This is a genomic window from Bradyrhizobium sp. 930_D9_N1_4 (assembly GCF_052076015.1).
Taxonomy (GTDB): Bacteria; Pseudomonadota; Alphaproteobacteria; order Rhizobiales; family Xanthobacteraceae; genus Bradyrhizobium.
The window spans coordinates 668,060-687,695 of the sequence record NZ_CP197236.1; the positions used below are offsets into that span (position 1 = coordinate 668,060).

The following is a 19,636-nucleotide window of genomic DNA, read 5'->3' on the forward strand; positions in this document are numbered from 1 at the left end:
GAGCGTTCGATCCCGGCCATTAGCGGAGAAATCCGCGCAATTCCAAGGGGACTTGCAGGTCCGACGATAGTCTTTCCCCTGCCTAACACAATTACCCATTTATCGGGCAAACCTAACATCATGTTATTTCTTCCGCGCCCGTGCCGGGGCAGCCTTGCCGTTGCCGCGGGACGGCTCCACCGCGCGCATCTCGGCGCGCAGGGATTCGATGAAATGCTCGACATGAAGCGACAGCGGCGCACCGCGCTTGACCGCGATATAGGTATCGAACCGCGTTGGCTCGGTGATCTTGATCAGCTCGATCCCGGGATAGCCGCCATGGGCCACCGTGAACTGGTCGATGATGGCGATGCCGAGCCCCGCCTTCACCAGCGCGCAGACCGTGGTGCCGAACCGCGCGCGGATGGTGATGTTGTAGTCGAGCCGGTTGCGCGCGAAGATCTCGGCCATGATCCGGCCGTAGGGATCGTTGGGGTCGATGCCGATCAGCGGATAGCGGGTCATCTCGGCGGCGGAGATCTGCTTGCGGCCGGCAAGCTCGTGGCCCGGCGGCACGATGCAATAGAGCTCACCTGAGGCAAGCGGCATGAAGTCGAGCCCGGAATGCTCCAGACGGTAGCTCATCGCCACGCACTCGCCGCGGCCGAGCATGAGATAGTCGATGGCTTCCTCGATCTTGAGGATGTTGATGTCGATGCCGAGATCGGGATAGCGTCGCCGGACGCGCTCGATCGCGCGCGGCACCATCACCTGCGAGATGCTCGGGACCGAGCCGATGCGCAGCTCCGACAATCCGCCGCGGCCGATCTTGGAGATGAGCTCGGAGAGATCGTCGACCTTCTTGTAGACGCCGTTGATCTGCTCGAAGATGTTTTCGGCTTCCGGCGTCGGGAAATAGCGGCCGTTCTGGCGCTGGAAGAAGCGGATGCCGAGCGAGCGCTCGGTGTACTTGACGAGCCGGCTGATCCCCGGCGCCGAGACGTTGAGCAGCTTCGCCGCGCCGCCGATGGTGCCCGTCACCATCACGGCACGGATCACTTCAACCTGGCGCAGCGTCATCATGAATAGGGTATCCGAAAGAGGATCGTGGCCGCGATCATCTCACGAGAGCCGTGATGTCAGCCAGTGGCTTGTGGGTGTCGGCCTCGGGCAAGTCGGTCTCGTGCCCCGGACGCGCTGCAACGCGCTCGGCGTTGCTGCGCGGCGTCCGGGCACGAGCGCGGCCGCGTTCATAAACCCTTCCCGTAAAGGAAAGGGTCAATCGCCGTCAGATGGTTTCGACTGAAAATCAGCGCGTTCGAATGAAAAGGCTGCAGCGTCGCGCGATCGGTTCATCGGCGTCGTTGACTGCAACTACGGTCTAGCCGGCCGGGCCCTCGGGCGAAACGCTGTCGACCAGCTTGGGGCGCTCGCTCTCCAGCACCTTGCGCGCAAACTCGATGATCTTCTGCTTGTTTGCGGTTTCGCAGACGGCGAAAAACACGCGATTGAGCTCCAGGCCGAGCACGCTGTTGAGGGCGATGTCCTCGTCTTCCATCGTGATTTTCCCGCTTCAGACGCCATAGGTGTAACTTGACGTCGCTTCTTCCACAAGTAGATTAAACCTTCGGCGTCAATGGGATACCGGAAAATTACGGAAGCGGTGAATTGAGGCGGTCCCCAGAGACGTGCTATACCGGGCCGCGAGGGTCAGGAAACGCACCGATGTCCGCCGTGGATTATGGCCGGGAGGCGCTCGACTTCATCGAGGGGTTGGGAGCCTATACCAAGGTTCCGGACGCCATGGACGCGCTTGCCACCGCGTTCAACCGATACGGTTTCGAGCACATCATCGTCACCGGTTTGCCGAATCCCGATCAGCGTTTCGCTCAGATGGTGCTCGCCAAGCGCTGGCCGGCGGAGTGGTTCAGTCTCTACACGGAGAAGAGCTACGACCGGGTCGACCCCGTGATCCGGAAGTGCCGGCAGACGGTGAATCCCTTCGAATGGTCGGAAGCTCCCTTCGATGCGGAGTTCGAACCGGGGGCCGCCGAAGTGATGCGGCGCGCCGCCGATTTCCGCATGTCGCGCGGTTTCGTGGTGCCGATCCACGGCCTGACCGGCTATGAAGCCGGCGTTTCGCTCGGGGGCGTCAATCTCGATCTCAACGTCCGCAGCAAGCCCGCGCTGCACCTGATCGCGATGTATGGCTTCGAGCACATCCGCCGCCTGCTTGCGCCTGCGCGGCATCCTTCGGCGCGGCTTACCCCGCGCGAGCGCGAGGTGCTCGCCTGGGCCTCGCAGGGCAAGTCGGCCTGGGAAATCGGCGAGATCCTGCACATCACGCAACGCACCGCAGAAGAGCATCTTGCAACTGCCGCGCGCAAGCTTGGCGCCGTCAACCGCACGCATGCGGTTGCGCTCGCGATCCGCCAAAGAATCATCAATCCCTGAAATCCGCGGCTACTGGGAAATTTCCCAATAGTCGGTGTGGCCGTTTTCCACGAGGATTCCCCATTATTTCGAGCGATGGGGGAATAAATGATTCATGTGATTTCTGCCGTTAACCGGCATCTGTACGAGGATGTCCTCGAGCAACATTTCAAGATGCGCCACGAGATTTTCGTCGAAGAGCGGAAATGGGAGGCGTTGCGCAAGCCCGACGGCCGCGAGATCGACGCCTACGACAATGACGATGCGATTTACCTGCTGGCTCTCGAAAACCGTCGTGTGCTCGGCGGCTATCGCCTGTACCCGACCACCAAGCCGACCATGATGAGCGAGGTCTTCCCGCATCTGGCTGCGGTGCGAGGCTGTCCTTCGGATCCGCTGATCTGGGAGTGGTCGCGCTTCTTCGTGTCGCGCGAGCGCCGCGATGGCGCGTTTAATCTGCAATTGATGGCGGCGGCGCAGGAGTTCTGTCTCGATCAGGGGATCGAGCGCCTCTGCCTCGTCATGGAGACCTGGTGGTTGCCGCGCTTCCACGACATCGGCTTCGTCGTCACCCCACTCGGATTGCCGTCGCTGATCGAGGAGTCCTGGACCATGGCGGCGACCATCGAGGTCCGTCAGGAATCGCTCGATATCGTCCGTGACCGTATCGGGATGCAGAATGTCGTACGCCATGACGGGCCGCGTGTGGACGCCGTCGCCCGTGCCAACCTCTGCGGCCTTGCCGCGCAACGAAAGAGCGCCTGAGATGTCGAACATGATGCGGGACAGCCAGATCATGGCGCAGACCAAGGACGAGAATCTCGGCTATATGTCCGACATGGCGCTCGAGCTGGCGCAGATGGCGGAAGAAACCGGATTGGCGACGCTCGCCTATCTGTTCCGGATGGCGGCGCTTGAGGCTTCAACGGCCAACAGCGTGCTTGCCGAGCCGGACGATTTTCCCCGGCGGGTGACGTCGCACTAAAGCGTTTTCGAGCGAAGTGGAGACCGGTTCGCATCTAGAAAACGCGTCAAAATAAAATCTAGAGCCTTATTCCGATTTCATCGGAATGGGGCTCTAGACGCGCCTCTCTCATTCCGGCGACAGTCGCACCCTCCCTCCGGCCTGCCGGGGGGAGGGTGATCGTTTGGGTGCGGCAGGTTGCCCCATCCTGCACGGCAGCTTTCTTGCACGCTCAATTTCGATCGCATGCACCGGCATGCAACAAAGTGCATGTTTGGTGTCGAATCGCTCTTGCCTCGGAACGATACTGCCATTACCCATTTTTCCGCCTTGTAGAGGCAGGGGGAGCTCTTTCACTGATGGCGACCGTGTTCGAACATCGGCGCGACACCGCGTGCGCCTGAAAGAGTTTTGATGCTGCTCGTCGTCGAACAGTTCCTGAACGGATTGCAGTTCGGCCTGTTGCTGTTCCTGCTCGCTGCCGGTCTGACGCTGGTGTTCGGGATCATGGATCTCGTCAACCTCGCGCACGGCTCGCTCTACATGATGGGCGCCTATTTCGCCGCGACGTTCGCGGCGTGGACCGGCAGCTTCCTGCTCGGCGCGCTGCTGGCGCTCGGCGCCACGCTGGTGCTCGGCATCGTGCTCGAAATGTCGGCGCTGCGGCACTTGTATGGGCGCGACCATCTCGACCACGTGCTCGCGACCTTCGGCCTGATCCTGTTCTTCAATGAAGCGGTGCGGCTGATCTGGGGTCCTGCGGGCCTTGCGCTGCCGCTGCCGGCCTGGCTCACCGTGCCGGTGCCGATCCTGCCCGGCATTCACTATCCCGCCTATCGCCTCGCCATCATCGTCGTGGCGCTGCTCGTCGCGCTGCTGCTCTATCTCGGCGTGATGCGCACCCGCATCGGCATGCTGATCCGCGCCGGCGCCTCCAACCGTGAGATGATCGGTGCGCTCGGCATCAACATCAAGCTGCTCTACACGCTGGTGTTCGGACTTGGCGCCGCGCTTGCGGGGCTCGCGGGCCTGATGCAGGCGCCGATCCTCACCGTGCAGATCGGCATGGGCGAGAACATCCTGATCCTTGCCTTCGTCATCATCGTCATCGGCGGCATCGGCTCGATCCGCGGCGCGTTCCTCGCCGCGATCTTCGTCGGCATGATCGACACGCTCGGCCGCGCCTTCCTGCCCCAACTGTTGCGGCAGGTGCTGAGCGGCGCCGCCGCCTCCACCGCCGCACCCGCGCTGTCGTCCATGCTGATCTATCTGCTGATGGCGATCGTGCTGGTGGTGCGGCCGGAGGGGCTGTTTCCGGCCAACCGACGATGAAGGCTTTCACTCTGAGCAAGGCCGTCACGGTCCTTTTGCTGGCCGGCCTCGTGCTGCTGCCGCTCTATTCGCAGCTCTCCGGCAATATCTTCATCCTGACGCTGTTCACCCGCATCGTCATCCTGGCGCTGGCGGCCGCGAGCCTCAACCTCATCATGGGTTTTGGCGGCATGATGAGTTTTGGCCACGCCGCCTATCTCGGTATCGGCGGCTACGCGGTCGGCATGCTCGCGCAGGAGGGCGTCGGAAGCGGATTCATCCAGTTCCCGGTCGCGATCGCGGCCTCCGCGATCTACGCACTCGTCATCGGCGCGCTCTCTTTGCGTACCCGCGGCGTCTATTTCATCATGATCACCTTGGCGTTTGCGCAGATGGCCTATTACGTCGCCTCGGGGCTGGCGCGTTACGGCGGCGATGACGGTCTCACCGTCTACAAGCGCAGCGACTTCTCCGGGTTGATCAATCTCGGCAATCGCACGCAGTTCTACTATCTCTGCCTCGCCTGCCTGTTTGCGGTCATCTTCCTGATCTGGCGCATCGTCAATTCGCGCTTCGGCCTCGTCTTGCAGGGCCTGCGCTCCAACGAGCAGCGCATGCAGGCGATCGGCTTTCCGGCGAAACGCTATCAGCTGGTCTGCTTCGTCATATCCGGCACGATGTGCGGCCTCGCCGGCGCGCTGCTTGCCAACAACACCGATTTCGTCAGTCCGGCCGTGATGTACTGGACCCGCTCCGGCGACCTCATGGTGATGGTGATCCTTGGCGGCATGGGCACGCTGTTCGGCCCCGTCATGGGCACGGTGGTGTTCCTGCTGCTGGAAGAGTTTCTGTCGCAGATCACCGAATATTGGGCGCTGATCATGGGGCCGCTGCTGCTGTTGATCGTGCTGTTCGGGCGCGGTGGCATCATGGGCATGCTCGGGAGGGCTGGCCGTGGCTGAACCCTTGCTCCGTGTCGAAAAGCTGGTGCGCCGCTTCGGCGGCATCGTTGCGACGGACAATGTCTCGCTCGACGTCGCGGCCGGCGAGTTGCACGCCATCATCGGTCCGAACGGCGCCGGCAAGACCACGCTGATCAGCCAACTGACAGGTCATCTCGAACCGCATTCCGGAAACGTCTCGCTCGGCGGTCGCGATATTACTTACCTGCCGGCCTATCGCCGCTGCGCGCTGGGCCTGGCGCGTTCGTTCCAGATCACCTCGCTGCTGCTCGACTTCACCGCCGCCGACAATGTCGCGCTGGCGGCGCAGGCGCATGCAGGCCACTCGTTCCGCTTCTTTGGCAATGCGCGCAAGGAAAAGGGTCTGCGCGATGCCGCGCACGCCGCGCTCGACCGCGTGGGGCTGGCTCATCGCGCCGATGTGCTGGTATCCCGGCTCAGCCACGGCGAGCGCCGCCAGATCGAGCTTGCGGTCGCGCTCGCGAGCAAGCCGAAACTGCTGTTGCTCGACGAGCCGATGGCCGGCCTCGGCGTCACCGAATCCCAGGGCATGGTGAAGTTGCTCCAGGAGCTGCGCAAAGAGGTCTCGATCGTGCTGGTCGAGCACGATATGCCGGCGGTGTTCGCGCTGGCCGATCGTATCACGGTGCTGGTCTATGGCCGCGTTATCGCCTCCGGCGATCCGGCCGCGATCCGTCAAAACGAGGACGTCAAGCGCGCCTATCTCGGCGACCAGCATGTGGTGACGCACCATGGCTGAAAAAGTGGTGGCTGACACGCTGCTCGACGTCGACGGCATCGAGACCTGTTACGGCCTCAGCCAGGTGCTGTTCGGCCTGTCGCTGTCGATCAAGCCGGGCGAGATGGTCTCGCTGATGGGCCGCAACGGCATGGGCAAGACCACCACCATACGCTCCATCATGGGCCTCACGCCGGCACGATCGGGTACGATCCGTTTTGCGGGGGCCGAGGTGAGGGAGCTTCCATCGTACCGGATCGCGAAGCTGGGCGTCGGCCTCGTCCCCGAGGGACGGCAGATCTTCCCGAACCTCACCGTGCGCGAAAATCTGGTCGCGGCCGCCGCCGATCGCTTCGGCAGCCCCAATCCCTGGACGCTGGCCGCGATCTACGTGATGTTTCCGCGCCTCGCCGAACGCGCCGCCAACATGGGCAACCAGCTCTCCGGCGGTGAGCAGCAGATGCTCGCTATCGGCCGCGCGCTGATGACCAACCCCAAGCTTCTGATTCTGGACGAAGCGACCGAAGGCCTGGCGCCGCTGATCCGCGAAGAAATCTGGAATTGTCTGTCGCTGCTCAAGAGTCGCGGGCAGTCGATCCTGGTCGTCGACAAGAATGTCGACCATCTCGCCCGCATCTGCGACCGCCACTACATCATCGAGCGCGGCAAGACGGTGTGGAGCGGCACCTCGGACCAGCTGATGGCCGAGCCGGATCTCCAGCACAAATATCTGGGCATCTGAACGTCCGCTGATCCATCGTCTGCGCCGATCTGCCGCATGTGCACGGCCGGAGCGAGCCAACTTCAGTTTCGAAGCTCTCCAAACTGCGCGCAGAGGTCTTGAGTGCGCCGCCGCCAGCGGTCAAAGAAGCCGCGGCGTAAGCGGGTGCGATGCGGGACTTTTACAATCAGATTGCCGGACAGCCTGGAGACGAGATCGGTTCCGCACAGCGAGGGGCTTCAATAGAAGGTCAATGGCTGGATTTCCCGGGCTGCGTGTTTGTCAGAGGTGAGTTTCGAGCCGACCCCGAGGGGCCCGCGATCGTCGCGCCGGGCCTGTTCATCTCTGTTGCGTTCGAGGATACGGCAAGCCGCGGCATTCTGACGCGCGCGCCCGTCGGTGACAGGCAGATGACGGCCATTGCCGTGCGTAAAGTCCCCGCTGCAACACGCGCGGTGCGGTGTAACGCGTGTCCCGCGATCGGTCTCGCGCTTCCGCAGGCGTCCATCGATGGGCTTGGACTCGGAGACGAGTTTCGGGCGTTGTTCAAGAACGATGACGCCGGTGCGGCCATCGTCTGTCTGACGGCGTCTCCGCGCGTGCAGGCCGTCGCTGCGGAAATGTTCTCGCCGCCGGTCGCCGGAAGCGCGGCGCAACTGCTGCTGTCGGCGCATGCCGCCGAGATCGTCGTCCACGCCTTGTTCGGCGAGCGCGGCCGGATCGAGGTCGATCCTGCCGGCGATCTTCAGCGGATGCGGTTGCAATCGGTCAAGGAGCGGATGGATGCCGATCTCGCTTACCCCTGGAGCATCGACGAGCTGGCGCGGAACGCCGGGTTGAGCCGCCGGTCCTTCAACCAGAAATTCCAGATCGCGTATGGCGAAAGCGCCATCGATTATTTGAGAGCCCGGCGACTCGATGCCGCACGTGCGCTTCTGATTCATCAACGGTTGTCGGTCACCGAGGCGGCCTTTCGGGTCGGCTATGCCCATCCGGCCAATTTCGCGACGGCGTTCCGCAGGCGTTTCGGCCATTCGCCGAGCCGTTGCCAGTAGCGGCGAGAGGACTGCGCGCCTGTCGAAATGTTTCGCGATGTGTCTGTGCCGTTCGCGATGAAGTCTCCGTTTGCAGTCTCGAAAGCCTCCATGTGGAATCAAAGGTGATTTGCACAGCCGCAAAGGCGGTGCACTTCTCGATCTGCTTACACCCGAGTTGCTTTTGAAGACGGAACTCGGGGAAGACGATGCGGCGCAACGACGGACAGACGTTCGGCTGGGAACGGGTGGTGAAGGCCGGTCTTGGCGTGGCAAGTCTTGGTATCGCCGGTCTTGGCGTAGTGCTGCAAGCAACGCCGGCGGCCGCACAGACCTCCACGACCAATTCGGGTTCGTCGGTGGCGCCGTTGCCTGCCGTCACGGTCGAGGCGCCGAACCAGGCACGTCCGCGGACCCAATCCGTTCAGCGCGCGTCGCAATCGCCGCGCGGCCGCGCGCAGCGCAATCCCAATCCCGCACAAGCGAGAAATCAAAACACGCGCGACACCGGCGCCGGTCGCGGCAATGTGTCGAGCGAGAGCAGCTATGTCGCAGGCAACAGCACGGCTGGCACCAAGACCAACACACCATTGCTCGAAACGCCGCAGTCGATCTCCGTCGTGACGCGCAAGGAGCTCAATGATCGTGCCGTCCAGTCGCTGACGGAGGCGGTTGGCTATGAACCCGGCGTCCGTATCGATGCGTCCGGCTTCGATCCGCGCTTCGACGCGATCGCGCTCCGCGGCTTCGACATCACCTACAACGGCATCTACCTCGACGGCTTGCGCCTCGTCGGAGCCGGTCTCAGCGTGTTCAAGACCGAGCCCTATGGGGTCGACAGCATCACTGTGGTCCGTGGACCGAGCTCGGCACTGTATGGCCTCGGCTCCCCCGGCGGACTGATCGACCTCCAGAGCAAGCTGCCGACCAGCCAGCCGTTTCACGAAGTGCAGACGGTGTTCGGCGATCGCGATCGCATTCAGGGCAATTTCGACCTGTCGGGCCCGGTCGATGCCGACGGTCAGTTTTCCTATCGGCTGACCGGCGTGATGCGTGACGCAAACGTGTTCGTGCCCGGCGGCAAGGATAACAGGACCTACATCGCGCCTGCCTTCACCTGGAAGCCGGATCAATCGACGACCCTGACGATTCTCGGCTCCTATCAGAAGTCGAAGACGCCCGGATCGATGTTCACCTATTCCACGGGCACCGGCACCGCCACCGACGTTTTCACCGGCAGCCCATCCTACAATTCGCTCGACCAGGAGCAGGGCCGCGTCGGCTATCTGTTCGAGCACGCGTTCAACAACGACATCACCGTCCGCCAGAAGTTCCGCTATGTCGATGTCGATGCGGTCACCCGCTATGTCGGCTTTCTCGGCGCCCCCGTGGGCAATGTGGTCTCGCGCTATACCGGCCTGGTTCACGATACGCTGCAATCGGCCATCATGGACAACCAGGTCGAGGCCAAGCTCTCGACCGGACCGGTGCAGCATACGCTCCTGGTCGGCACCGACTACACCGCATCGAAGTTCACCGACAGGCAGGGCTTCGGCTTCGGTGTCTCCGATCTCAATGTGGCCTCGCCGGTCTACGCGCCGGAATCCATTCCCGATCCGGCGATCTCGTCCTCGACGCAGCAGCGGCAAACCCAGTCCGGTGTGTATATCCAGGATCAGGCCAGGCTCGATCGCTGGATCCTGACAATGAGCGGCCGCAGCGACTGGGTCCGCACCACGGGCGAGGATCTGTTCGCGCTGACCCGGCAGAATCAGTCCGATCAGGCCTATAGCGGGCGGGCCGGGCTGACCTATGTGTTCGATTCCGGCGTTGCGCCCTACGTCGCCTATTCGACGTCATTCTTCCCCAATCTCGGTGTCGACCCGACGGGCGCCTTCTTCAAGCCGACCACCGGCAAGCAGACCGAGGTCGGCGTCAAGTATCAGCCGCCGGGGACGAAGAGCTTCATCACCGCGGCGGTCTTCGATCTGACCCAGGATGGCGGCCTGGTCACGACGGGCACCGGCGTGACGGTCCAGCGTGGCGAGATCCAGAGCCGCGGCTTCGAATTGCAGGGGCTGGCGAGCATCGGCGGCGGCTTCGACATCACCTCGTCCTACACCTATCTCGACATGGTGACCAAGCAGGCCGCGGACAGCACGACGATCGGCAAGTTTCCGTCCGGCAATCCTCCGCACACCGCGACGCTGTGGGGCAATTACGCCCTGCCGCTGGCAGGCCCGTTCGCGGGACTCAGCATCGGTACGGGCGTGCGTTACATGTCCTGGAGCTATGGCGACGACGCCAACACGTTCAAGAACAGCTCGGTGACGCTGGTCGACGCGGCGCTGAAATACGATTTCGGCCAGGCGGCGAAGGAGCTGAAGGGCCTCACGTTCCAGGTCAATGCCAAGAACCTGTTCAATCTGCACTACACGACGTGCCAGGTCGGCTACTGCTACCGCGGCGCGCCGCTGACCGTGATTGCGACGCTCGGCTATCGCTGGTGATCGGGATTTCGAGGTGTCGGGCCGGCAGGCTCAGAACACCTCGAAATACTCGCGGTGCTCCCAGTCGGTCACTTCCGACAGGAAGCGGTCGATCTCGGCGTTCTTGATGTGGGTGTAATAGTCGACGAACTCAGGTCCGAACTTCTCGCGAAAGAACGGATCGTCCTTGAGTGCGCTGACCGCATCGCGCAGGCTCTTCGGCAACAGCGGTGCCTTGGTCTCGTAGGGCGTGTCGGCCGACGGGCCGGGATCGAGCTTGCGGTCGACGCCGTCGAGGCCCGAGAGAATCTGCGAGGCCATGTAGAGATAGGGATTGGCGGCGGGCTCGCCGATGCGGTTCTCCAGGCGCGTCGCGGCATCGCCCGCGCCGCCGAGCACGCGGATCATCACGCCGCGATTGTCGCGGCCCCAGATCGCGCGGTCCGGCGCCAGTGAATAGGAGCGGTAGCGCTTGTAGCCGTTGATCGTCGGCGTCGTGAAGACGGTCGATGCGCGAGCGTGGTCGAGCAGGCCGGCGAGGTATGAGCGGCCGAACGCGCTGAGCGGCTCGCCGCCGTCTTTCGCCATGAACTGGTTCTCACCGCTCGTACGCGAGACGATCGACTGGTGCAGGTGCCAGCCGCTCGCGAACAGGTTCGGCAGCTTTGGCCGGCACATGAAGGTGGCGTGATAGCCGTGCCGGCGCGCGATCTGCTTCACGGCCGAACGAAACAGCACCATGTTGTCGGCGGGCTCCAGGCCCTTCTTCGGCGCAAAGGTAAACTCGCACTGGCTCGGGCCGAACTCGACTTCGACCGAGCGCAAGGGCAATCCGAGCGCGACGATGTCGCGGCGAAGAATTTCCAGCACCGGCTCCATCTGGTCGAAGCGCTGCTCGGTGAGGTATTGGTAGCCGTGGCTGAGCAGGCTCACCGACGGCGGCGTGCCCGGCTGTCCGGCATCCTCCGGGCGCATATGCGGATCGTCGAGCTTGAAGATGTGGAATTCGACCTCGAGCCCCGCGACGAAATCGTGGCCACGGCCGGCAAGCTCGTCGAGCGCCTTGCGATAGAGCCCGCGCGTGGCGAATGGCACCGGGCGGCCGTCGTTGAAATAGAGATCGCACAACACCCAACCCGTCGCCGGGGCCCACGGCAGCACGCGAAACGTGGTGGGATCGGCGACCATCAAAACGTCGGCCGCGCCTTCCATCTCCTTCATGCCGAAGCCGCCGCCCGAGGTGAACACCGGAAACACCGTGCGGTGCGAGGTGTCCTTGGCGAGCATGGTGGTGGTGATGGAGCAGCCGCTTTCCAGCGAGGCGATCGCCTCGGCGGCGATGATGGTCTTGCCGCGCAAAATGCCGTGCTGGTCCGGGAAGGCGAGGCGGATGACCTCGAGGTTCTTCTCCTCGACGAGACGGCGCAGGCGGGCTGCCGCGTCCTTCTGCTCATCCGACCACAGCGCATGACGCGCGACGAAAGTCACTGTGTTGCTCCTTTAGCCCACACTGTCATCGCCCGCGAAGGCGGGCGATCCAGTATTCCAGAGACGGCGACGTATCCACGAGGGGCCGCAGCGTACTGGATGCCCCGCTTTCGCGGAGCATGACAGCGGAAAATGTGCAGTCGCCGTCGCGACTCACCCGCAGCGAACGGCATCGTCACTCCGCCGCCGTCAGCCGGTGCACGTTGTCCGCGATCTCCTTCGGCACCGGTGCGGCCCAGGGGGCGCCGCGGCGGCGCTTGACGTCGACTTCCATCCAGTAGAGCTCCCAGCCCTGGGTCGGCCCGATGCCGTCCATGGTGGCCGGTCCCTGGATGCTGCGTGCCCTGCTCTCGTCCAGGAACAGCATCGGCCTCTCGCCGCCGCCGACCTTTTCGATTTCCTGCCGCAGCAACCGGCGATATTGCACGATCGCCTTGTCGCTCGAGCCGAGATGCTCCTTGGTGCGGTCCTGGATCGCGCCCATCGATTCCACCGCCCATTGGTCGTGGACGTTGATGTCGTTGCCCATGCCGGTATAGGTCGCGGTCTGCTGCTCGTGCGGATCGAAGCCGTAATCGTTGCTGCGGTTCTTGCGCGACTTGTAGTCGGGCAACTCGTAGAGCTCGAGCCGCTGGTCGCGCATCTTCTTCTTGTCGACCGGGTTCGAATAGCTGGTGAAGATCGCGTACCAGTAGCAGTTCTCGTCGTCGACCGGCACGTGCCACTGCGTGATCGTCATCTCCGTGCTCATGGGGATGACGAAGCCGTGCGGGAACAGCTGGTTGGTGACGCGCACATGCGTGCGCTCCTCGTCGATCTCGCGCAGCGCGATCAGCCGCAACCCGTATTCGGTGTGCTCCACATTGATGATCGGCCGGTCGTATTCGCGCAGGATCTTCGTCATCGGCAGGTCGGAGCCGGCCGAGGCGCCGCGGAACTGCTTGCCATAGGCGGTCGAGGTGTCCTCGTCCTCGAAAAATCGATGCAGATAGGAGGCGTGCGCGGGATCGATGCCGACCTCAAGCGCCTGCAACCAGTTGCAGGCCATGTGGCCCTTGAACGCGAATGTGTGCGTGCCGGGCGCGACGAAGCAGTCGAGCTCCGGAAACGCCGGCGGTTCACCTTCGCCGAGATAGGCCCAGAGGATGCCGCTCTTCTCCACCACGGGGTAGGCGCGCTGGCGGATGTTCTGGCAGAGCTTTGACTCCTTCGGCTCGGCCGGCGTCTCGATGCACTGGCCGGCGGCGTCGAACAGCCAGCCATGGAAGGCGCAGCGCAGACCGCCATGTTCGAGCCGTCCGAAGGCGAGGTCGGCGCCGCGATGCGCGCAATGACGATCGATCAGGCCGTAGCGGCCGGTCTCGTCGCGGAACAGCACCAGGTTCTCGCCGAGCAGTTTGACGGGACGGATCGGCCGCTCGCCCTCGAGCTCATCGACCAGCGCCGCCGGCTGCCAGTAGCTCCGCATCAGCTTTCCGCAGGGGTCTTTCGGCCCGGTGCGGGTGATCAGGTCGTTCTGCTCCTGGCTCATCATGGCAGTAGCATCCTTTGTGGAATGGCGGTTGTTCGCCTATTGAACGAATGGGCGAATTATGACATGCCTTGGATCGGCAGCAAGCACTATTTTGCAGGATTGTCCCGAGCCCATGCCCAAATTGAAGCGGAGCGAGGTCGATGAGCGCGCGACGGATTTCGTCGAAGCCCTCGATCGTGGGCTGCGCCTGCTTCAATGCTTTGGCGCGAACACAGGCCCGATGACGCTCAGCGATCTCGCGCGCGCCGCGGATCTGCCGCGCGCCACCGCGCGCCGCATGCTGTTCACGCTCCAGCGCGGCGGTTACGTCAGTGGCGATGGAAAGCTGTTTTCGCTGACGCCGCATGTGCTGACGCTTGCTGCGTCCTATCTGCGCTCCAGCCAGCTCGTCACGGTGCTCCAACCCGTGCTCGATCGCGTCGCGACCGCGGCGAACGAAATTGCCTCGCTCGCCGTACTCGACGGTGATGATGTCGTGTTTGTCGCACGCAGCAGTCCGGCGCGGATGTTCTCCGGCGGTCTCGACATCGGCTACCGGCTGCCCGCCTTCTGCACCTCGGTCGGCCGCGCCATGCTCGGCCAGCTCGACGGTGCCGATCTTGCCGCGCGGCTGAAGGCGATGAAGCGCGAAGCGCTGACGCCGCAGACAATTACGGACCCAAAGGCGCTGCTCGCGCGCATCGCTGCCGACCGCGCGCAAAACTATTCGCTGGTCGATCGCGAGGCCGAGCCGCATTTCCGCTCGATCTCGGTTCCCGTCCGTCGTTACGACAATGTGATCGTCGCCGCCATCAACATGGGCGCCCATGTCGATCGCGTGCCGGCGCAGGAATTGATCGAGCGTTTCCTGCCGTTGCTGCGCGACGGAGCAGACTCCGTGCGCTCGCAATTGCTGTGACCTGCGACCCGCGCGCACAGGTCGCGGTGCGTACCCGTGCGCGCTGTGTCACAAGGAAAAAATGCCGCATGACACACCTCTGATCGCCACCATCGTCGTTGGACTTGGATTAGCCTTCGTACTGGGAACAATCGCGCAGCGGTTCCGCATCCCGCCACTGGTCGGATATCTCCTCGCCGGTGTCGCGGTCGGGCCGTTCACGCCGGGCTTCGTCGCCGACCAGGCGCTCGCCACAGAGCTTTCCGAACTCGGCATTATCTTGCTGATGTTCGGCGTCGGCCTGCATTTCTCGCTGCAGGATCTGCTGTCTGTGCGCAACATCGCCGTCCCCGGCGCCGTCGCACAGATCGCGGCCGCGACCCTGATGGGCCTCGGCCTGTCATGGCTGATGGGCTGGAGTATCGGTGCGGGACTGGTGTTTGGCATCGCCCTCTCGGTCGCGAGCACCGTCGTGCTGCTGCGCGCGTTGCAGGAGCGGCGCCTGATGGAGACCGATCGCGGCCGCATCGCCGTCGGCTGGCTGATCGTCGAGGACCTCGCGATGGTGCTCGTGCTGGTGTTGTTTCCGGCGATCGCGAGCCTTCAGGGCGCCGGCGGCGACAAGCCGGCGTTCGAGCCGCTGGCCGCGCAGGCCGGCTTCGGGCTCGCCGGCATCGTGATGCTGACGCTCCTCAAGATCGTCGTGTTCATCGGCTTGATGCTGGTGGTGGGACGCCGGGTGATCCCCTGGATCCTGCACTATATCGCCCATACCGGCTCGCGCGAATTGTTCCGCCTCGGCGTGCTCGCGATCGCGCTCTGCGTCGCGTTCGGGGCGACGAAACTGTTCGATGTCTCGCTGGCGCTCGGCGCTTTCTTCGCCGGCATGATGCTGCGGGAATCGCCGCTCAGCGCGCGCGCCGCGCAAGAATCATTGCCGCTGCGCGATGCCTTTGCCGTGCTGTTCTTCGTTTCGGTCGGCATGATGTTCGATCCGATGAGCGTGGTCCGCGAGCCCTGGCCGCTGCTGGCGACGCTCGTGATCATCATGATCGGCAAATCGCTTGCCGCGTTCCTGATCGTGGTGCTGTTCCGGCATCCGGTCGCGACCGCGCTGACGATTTCGGCGAGCCTGTCTCAGATCGGCGAATTCTCCTTCATCCTGGCCGAGCTCGGCGTCGCCTCGCAGATCTTGCCGAGCGAAGGACGCGACCTGATCATGGCCGGCGCGATCCTGTCCATCATGCTCAATCCCGTGATGTTCGCGGCCGCCACCTGGCTCGCGCCCCGCCTCGATGGGCGAAAGGATTCACCGGAAGCCGCAGCCGCCGTGCCCGAGCCGATCCGCACCACCGATCTCACCGACCACACGATCGTGATCGGCTATGGCCGCGTCGGCGCGCTGGTTGGCGACGCGCTCAAACAGCGGCAATTGCCGTTCCTCGTCGCCGAGGTCGGCGAGAGCGCGCTGGAAAAGCTGAAGCAGGGCGGCATCGAGACGATCATGGGCAATGCCGCGCAGCCCGAAATTCTCGGCGCCACCAATCCGTCGCGGGCGCGGCATCTGGTGATCGCGATCCCCGAGGCGTTCGAGGCCGGGCAGATCGTGCAGCAGGCGCGTGCGGCCAATCCGGACATCCGCATCATCGCGCGGGCGCATGCGGATGCCGAGGTCGATCATCTCACGGGGCTGGGCGCGGATGTCGTCATCATGGGCGAGCGGGAAATCGCACGCGGCATGATCGAGGAGCTGGAGAGGAGAGTTCCGGATGCTGCCCAGCAAGATCCCCGCGCACTCGCGGTCGGGGTGTCGTAAGGCGTGGCGCATAGGTCCGGCGGGTCACTGCCGGTTGCGCATCCAGTCGGCAAGGCCGGATATCGCCTTGTCGAGATCCCGGCGCGCGGCGGCGTCGGTGACCGTTTCCTCCATCGCACCGCGCATGCAGACCAGCCACGCGTCGCGTTCGGCGTCGCCGATGGTGAAGCCGAGATGCCGCTGCCGCAGTCGCGGATGACCCTTCTCGGGGGTGTAGAGCTTTGGGCCGCCAGTCCATTCCGTGAGATAGCGCTTCAGCACGTCCCTGATCAGACCGAGATCGCTAGCATGCATGTCGCGGATGACCTTTGCCTCAGGCAGCGTGTCCATGCGGTCGTAGAAGCGGTCGACCAGAGCCTCGATCGTGGCGCTGCCGCCGATCCGTTCGAACATGGAGATGGTGACGTCGCTGGAGGTCATCGTGGGTCCCAAGGCTGGCTATTGGGCGTTGATATAGTGTTGCCGGAGGTCGCGCAAAATCCCCCCGCTGTCGTCCCTGCGTACGCAGGGACCGATAACCACAGGAAGAAGTTTGGCGAAGATTGGTCGTTCGGGATGAGCAGCGCGTGCAATCGATGGATCACGCGGTATGGGTCCCTGCGTTCGCAGGGACGACAGCGGAAGGTTTGGATGCAGCGGAGCGTTACAGCGCCACGCTGCGCAGCCCAAAACTACGGGCTTCGTTCTGCAGCACCGGCCTGACCGCATCGATCAGCCTTGCAGCCGCGGCATCCACGCTCAGCCCGGCCGTATCCACCACCGCCGTTGCGCGCGAGTACAGCGGCTCGCGGCTCAGCAAAATATTGCGCAGCTCGGCCATCGCGGAACGATCATCCGCCATCGGACGCAGATCGCCCTGGCGGCGGACGCGGGCCATGTGCTCCTCGGGCTCGGCCTTCAGCCAGATCGTGTAGAACGACGACAGGATCTGGTCGAAGGTCAGCGGCTCGGAGACGATGCCGCCGCCGGTCGCCAGCACCATCAGCTCGTTGCGCGCGAGCAGCTGCTGCAGCGCCGCCTGCTCCATGCGGCGAAAGCCTTCCTGGCCGTAGAGTGCGATGATCTCGGCGACCGAGAGGCCGTTCTGCTGCTCGACCTCCTTGTTGAGCTCGACAAAACTCCAGCCGACCTTCTTCGCCAGCATGCGCCCGAGCGTCGATTTTCCGGCGCCGCGCAAGCCGATCAGCGCGATGCCGCAGAACGGTGCGCGCCGCGGTGCGGTGGCGCTGCCGCCGGCGAGCAGATCCTTGGCTTGCGCGATCTGCGCAGGCGTTGCCTTGCGCAAGAGGTCGCGAAACATCTGCCAGTCCGGCGTCGGATCAGCGGACGGGAGCAGGTCTTCTAAATGCGCACCCATCGCGTCGGAGACGCGGCGCAACAGCACGATGGAGACGTTGCCTTTGCCGCTCTCGAGCTGCGCGATGTAGCGCTCCGAAATCCCTGATACCTTGGCGAGCACCTTGCGCGACATGCCGCGCAGCGCGCGCATGGTGCGCACGCGTTGGCCGAGCTGTTCGAGAAATCGGGATTCGGCGTCGGGACTGTCGGTCATGGACCTTCTTTGGTGGATGCCTTCTTTCAGGAAGGTCCTGCGGCGCATTTTAATGAAACATAGTGCCTGCTGGCATTGACAGCAAGCCAACCCAGTGTCTTTGTATGAATTATAATTCTAAAATCGGGGGAGAAGTCCGTGAGCGAGGGATCCTATAACGCGGTGACCTGGCTGCTCGACCGTAACGTCGAGGAAGGGCGCGGCAACAAGCTGGCCTTCGACGACACCGTCTCCAGTCTGACCTATGGCGAACTCCAGCGCGAGTCCCGCCGCGCCGCCAACATGCTGCGCCGGCTCGGCGTCCGCCGCGAAGAGCGCGTGGCGATGATCATGCTGGATACGGTCGATTTCCCGGTCGTGTTCCTGGGCGCGATCCGCGCCGGCATCGTGCCGGTGCCGCTCAACACACTGCTCACCGCGGACCAATACGCCTACATCCTCGCCGACTGCCGCGCGCGCGTGCTGTTTGTGTCGGAGGCACTCTATCCCGTCATCAAGGACGTCGTCGGCCGCATGCCCGATCTCGAGCATGTCGTGGTCTCCGGCGCCAAGCCAAACGGCCACAAGCAGCTCGCGGAAGAGATCGCAGGCGAGAGCGACCAGTTCGCCACCGCTGCGACGCATCCTGACGAGCCTGCGTTCTGGCTCTATTCGTCGGGCTCGACCGGCATGCCCAAGGGCGTGCGCCACATCCATTCGAATCTTCAGGCGACCGCGGACACCTATGCGAAGCAGGTGCTCGGCATTCGCGAGAACGATGTCGGTCTGTCCGCGGCAAAGCTGTTCTTTGCCTATGGTCTCGGCAATGCGCTGACCTTCCCGATGTCGGTGGGCGCGACTACGATCCTGAACAGCGAGCGGCCGACCCCGGCGCGCATGTTCGATCTGATGAACCGCTACAACCCGTCGATCTTCTACGGCGTGCCGACATTGTTCGCGGCGATGCTCAACGACGAGACAATGAAGAGCGAGCGCGGCGGCAAGTCCCTGCGCATCTGCACCTCGGCGGGCGAGGCGCTCCCCGAGTCCGTCGGCAACAGCTGGAAGTCGCGCTTCGGCGTCGACATTCTCGACGGCGTCGGCTCGACCGAGCTGCTGCACATCTTTCTGTCGAACGCGCCCGGCGACATCAAATACGGCTCCTCCGGCAAGCCGGTGCCGGGCTATGCGGTGCGGCTCGTCAACGAGGCCGGCCAGGACGTTGCCGACGGCGAGGTCGGCGAGCTCCTGGTCGATGCGCCCTCCGCCGGCGAGGGCTACTGGAACCAGCGCCACAAGAGCCGTCGCACCTTTGAGGGCCCGTGGACCCGCACCGGCGACAAATATGTTCGTGACGGCGAGGGCCGCTACACCTTCTGCGGCCGGGCCGACGACATGTTCAAGGTATCCGGCATCTGGGTCTCGCCGTTCGAAGTCGAGAGCGCGCTGATCACGCATCCGGCCGTGCTGGAAGCCGCCGTGGTGCCGGAGGCCGATCCGGAAGGCCTGCTGAAGCCGAAGGCCTTTGTCGTGCTGCGGCCGGGCGTGAAGACGACCGATTTGCAGGAAATGTTGAAGGAGCACGTCAAGCAGAAGATCGGCCCGTGGAAATATCCGCGCTGGATCGACGTGGTGGACTCCTTGCCGAAGACGGCGACGGGGAAGATCCAGCGCTTCAAATTGCGCGAGGGCGCGAATTGAGCGGGGTTGTGTCTCCACACGGGCACCGCATCTGCGGAGAGACTGTCACCCCACCCC

18 protein-coding genes are annotated in these 19,636 nt (G+C 63.9%); 12 read left to right on the forward strand and 6 right to left on the reverse strand.

Annotation, left to right across the window (positions count from 1 at the left end; all coding sequences use genetic code 11):
* Positions 1-123: 123 nt before the first annotated feature.
* Together AB7532_RS03105 and AB7532_RS03110 are read right to left on the reverse strand one after the other, a co-directional pair.
* The gene (locus AB7532_RS03105) at positions 124-1,062 is read right to left on the reverse strand and encodes a LysR family transcriptional regulator (protein WP_441233368.1); all 939 of its coding nucleotides are present in this window, start codon (positions 1,060-1,062) and stop codon (positions 124-126) included.
* Positions 1,063-1,360: 298 nt separating this feature from the next.
* Positions 1,361-1,537: a hypothetical protein gene (locus AB7532_RS03110; RefSeq protein WP_441233369.1), complete on the reverse strand. Its 177-nt coding sequence runs from the start codon at positions 1,535-1,537 to the stop codon at positions 1,361-1,363.
* Positions 1,538-1,704: 167 nt separating this feature from the next.
* Between AB7532_RS03110 and AB7532_RS03115 the strand changes: the two genes are divergently transcribed.
* The 9 genes from AB7532_RS03115 (at position 1,705) to AB7532_RS03155 (ending at position 10,653) form a co-directional block, all read left to right on the forward strand.
* Positions 1,705-2,433 (forward strand): LuxR family transcriptional regulator, encoded by a 729-nt coding sequence (locus AB7532_RS03115; protein WP_441233370.1) that lies wholly within the window; start codon positions 1,705-1,707, stop codon positions 2,431-2,433.
* A gap of 87 nt (positions 2,434-2,520) precedes the next feature.
* Entirely contained in the window at positions 2,521-3,177 is a 657-nt protein-coding gene (locus AB7532_RS03120; protein WP_441233371.1) for an acyl-homoserine-lactone synthase, read from the forward strand.
* A 1-nt stretch (position 3,178) separates the two neighbouring features.
* Positions 3,179-3,397, forward strand: a complete 219-nt coding sequence (locus tag AB7532_RS03125) for a hypothetical protein (RefSeq protein WP_441233372.1) — start codon at positions 3,179-3,181, stop codon at positions 3,395-3,397.
* 393 nt (positions 3,398-3,790) lie between these two features.
* Positions 3,791-4,708 (forward strand): branched-chain amino acid ABC transporter permease, encoded by a 918-nt coding sequence (locus tag AB7532_RS03130; protein ID WP_441233373.1) that lies wholly within the window; start codon positions 3,791-3,793, stop codon positions 4,706-4,708.
* Positions 4,705-5,649: a branched-chain amino acid ABC transporter permease gene (locus AB7532_RS03135; RefSeq protein ID WP_441233374.1), complete on the forward strand. Its 945-nt coding sequence runs from the start codon at positions 4,705-4,707 to the stop codon at positions 5,647-5,649. The genes AB7532_RS03130 and AB7532_RS03135 overlap by 4 nt, the downstream gene beginning before the upstream one ends.
* Positions 5,642-6,409, forward strand: coding sequence for an ABC transporter ATP-binding protein (locus tag AB7532_RS03140; protein ID WP_441233375.1), 768 nt, complete (start codon positions 5,642-5,644; stop codon positions 6,407-6,409). The genes AB7532_RS03135 and AB7532_RS03140 overlap by 8 nt, the downstream gene beginning before the upstream one ends.
* The gene (locus tag AB7532_RS03145; protein ID WP_441233376.1) at positions 6,402-7,130 is read left to right on the forward strand and encodes an ABC transporter ATP-binding protein; all 729 of its coding nucleotides are present in this window, start codon (positions 6,402-6,404) and stop codon (positions 7,128-7,130) included. The genes AB7532_RS03140 and AB7532_RS03145 overlap by 8 nt, the downstream gene beginning before the upstream one ends.
* 254 nt (positions 7,131-7,384) lie before the next feature.
* Positions 7,385-8,164 carry a helix-turn-helix transcriptional regulator gene (locus AB7532_RS03150; RefSeq protein WP_441233377.1) on the forward strand — a complete coding sequence of 260 codons (780 nt, stop codon included), beginning with the start codon at positions 7,385-7,387 and terminating at the stop codon, positions 8,162-8,164.
* A 188-nt stretch (positions 8,165-8,352) separates the two neighbouring features.
* Positions 8,353-10,653: a TonB-dependent siderophore receptor gene (locus AB7532_RS03155; RefSeq protein ID WP_441233378.1), complete on the forward strand. Its 2,301-nt coding sequence runs from the start codon at positions 8,353-8,355 to the stop codon at positions 10,651-10,653.
* A 30-nt stretch (positions 10,654-10,683) separates the two neighbouring features.
* Here the strand turns inward: AB7532_RS03155 and AB7532_RS03160 are convergent, their stop codons facing one another.
* Entirely contained in the window at positions 10,684-12,120 is a 1,437-nt protein-coding gene (locus AB7532_RS03160; protein WP_441233379.1) for a glutamine synthetase family protein, read from the reverse strand.
* A 175-nt stretch (positions 12,121-12,295) separates the two neighbouring features.
* Positions 12,296-13,654 carry an aromatic ring-hydroxylating dioxygenase subunit alpha gene (locus AB7532_RS03165; protein ID WP_441233380.1) on the reverse strand — a complete coding sequence of 453 codons (1,359 nt, stop codon included), beginning with the start codon at positions 13,652-13,654 and terminating at the stop codon, positions 12,296-12,298.
* A gap of 112 nt (positions 13,655-13,766) precedes the next feature.
* On the opposite strand from AB7532_RS03165, the gene AB7532_RS03170 reads away from it, so the two are divergent.
* Positions 13,767-14,552 (forward strand): IclR family transcriptional regulator domain-containing protein, encoded by a 786-nt coding sequence (locus AB7532_RS03170; RefSeq protein ID WP_441233381.1) that lies wholly within the window; start codon positions 13,767-13,769, stop codon positions 14,550-14,552.
* A 61-nt stretch (positions 14,553-14,613) separates the two neighbouring features.
* On the forward strand, positions 14,614-16,347 hold the full coding sequence (ybaL, locus tag AB7532_RS03175; protein ID WP_441233382.1) for a YbaL family putative K(+) efflux transporter: 1,734 nt from the start codon (positions 14,614-14,616) through the stop codon (positions 16,345-16,347).
* 24 nt (positions 16,348-16,371) lie between these two features.
* On the opposite strand, the gene AB7532_RS03180 is transcribed toward ybaL, so the two are convergent.
* Both AB7532_RS03180 and AB7532_RS03185 read right to left on the reverse strand, forming a co-directional pair.
* Entirely contained in the window at positions 16,372-16,767 is a 396-nt protein-coding gene (locus tag AB7532_RS03180) for a group II truncated hemoglobin (protein ID WP_441233383.1), read from the reverse strand.
* A gap of 223 nt (positions 16,768-16,990) precedes the next feature.
* The gene (locus tag AB7532_RS03185) at positions 16,991-17,947 is read right to left on the reverse strand and encodes a helix-turn-helix transcriptional regulator (protein WP_441233384.1); all 957 of its coding nucleotides are present in this window, start codon (positions 17,945-17,947) and stop codon (positions 16,991-16,993) included.
* 90 nt (positions 17,948-18,037) lie between these two features.
* Between AB7532_RS03185 and AB7532_RS03190 the strand changes: the two genes are divergently transcribed.
* The gene (locus tag AB7532_RS03190; RefSeq protein WP_441233385.1) at positions 18,038-19,579 is read left to right on the forward strand and encodes a benzoate-CoA ligase family protein; all 1,542 of its coding nucleotides are present in this window, start codon (positions 18,038-18,040) and stop codon (positions 19,577-19,579) included.
* Positions 19,580-19,636: the final 57 nt, after the last annotated feature.

What these genes read in the sequence shown, in the direction of transcription:
- AB7532_RS03105 (WP_441233368.1), bottom strand. Translation starts at nt 1,062, where the DNA reads ATGATGACGCTGCGCCAGGTTGAAGTGATCCGTGCCGTGATGGTGACG.
- AB7532_RS03110 (WP_441233369.1), bottom strand. Translation starts at nt 1,537, where the DNA reads ATGGAAGACGAGGACATCGCCCTCAACAGCGTGCTCGGCCTGGAGCTC.
- AB7532_RS03115 (WP_441233370.1), top strand. Translation starts at nt 1,705, where the DNA reads ATGTCCGCCGTGGATTATGGCCGGGAGGCGCTCGACTTCATCGAGGGG.
- AB7532_RS03120 (WP_441233371.1), top strand. Translation starts at nt 2,521, where the DNA reads ATGATTCATGTGATTTCTGCCGTTAACCGGCATCTGTACGAGGATGTC.
- AB7532_RS03125 (WP_441233372.1), top strand. Translation starts at nt 3,179, where the DNA reads ATGTCGAACATGATGCGGGACAGCCAGATCATGGCGCAGACCAAGGAC.
- AB7532_RS03130 (WP_441233373.1), top strand. Translation starts at nt 3,791, where the DNA reads ATGCTGCTCGTCGTCGAACAGTTCCTGAACGGATTGCAGTTCGGCCTG.
- AB7532_RS03135 (WP_441233374.1), top strand. Translation starts at nt 4,705, where the DNA reads ATGAAGGCTTTCACTCTGAGCAAGGCCGTCACGGTCCTTTTGCTGGCC.
- AB7532_RS03145 (WP_441233376.1), top strand. Translation starts at nt 6,402, where the DNA reads ATGGCTGAAAAAGTGGTGGCTGACACGCTGCTCGACGTCGACGGCATC.
- AB7532_RS03155 (WP_441233378.1), top strand. Translation starts at nt 8,353, where the DNA reads ATGCGGCGCAACGACGGACAGACGTTCGGCTGGGAACGGGTGGTGAAG.
- AB7532_RS03165 (WP_441233380.1), bottom strand. Translation starts at nt 13,654, where the DNA reads ATGATGAGCCAGGAGCAGAACGACCTGATCACCCGCACCGGGCCGAAA.
- AB7532_RS03170 (WP_441233381.1), top strand. Translation starts at nt 13,767, where the DNA reads ATGCCCAAATTGAAGCGGAGCGAGGTCGATGAGCGCGCGACGGATTTC.
- ybaL (WP_441233382.1), top strand. Translation starts at nt 14,614, where the DNA reads ATGCCGCATGACACACCTCTGATCGCCACCATCGTCGTTGGACTTGGA.
- AB7532_RS03180 (WP_441233383.1), bottom strand. Translation starts at nt 16,767, where the DNA reads ATGACCTCCAGCGACGTCACCATCTCCATGTTCGAACGGATCGGCGGC.
- AB7532_RS03185 (WP_441233384.1), bottom strand. Translation starts at nt 17,947, where the DNA reads ATGCGCCGCAGGACCTTCCTGAAAGAAGGCATCCACCAAAGAAGGTCC.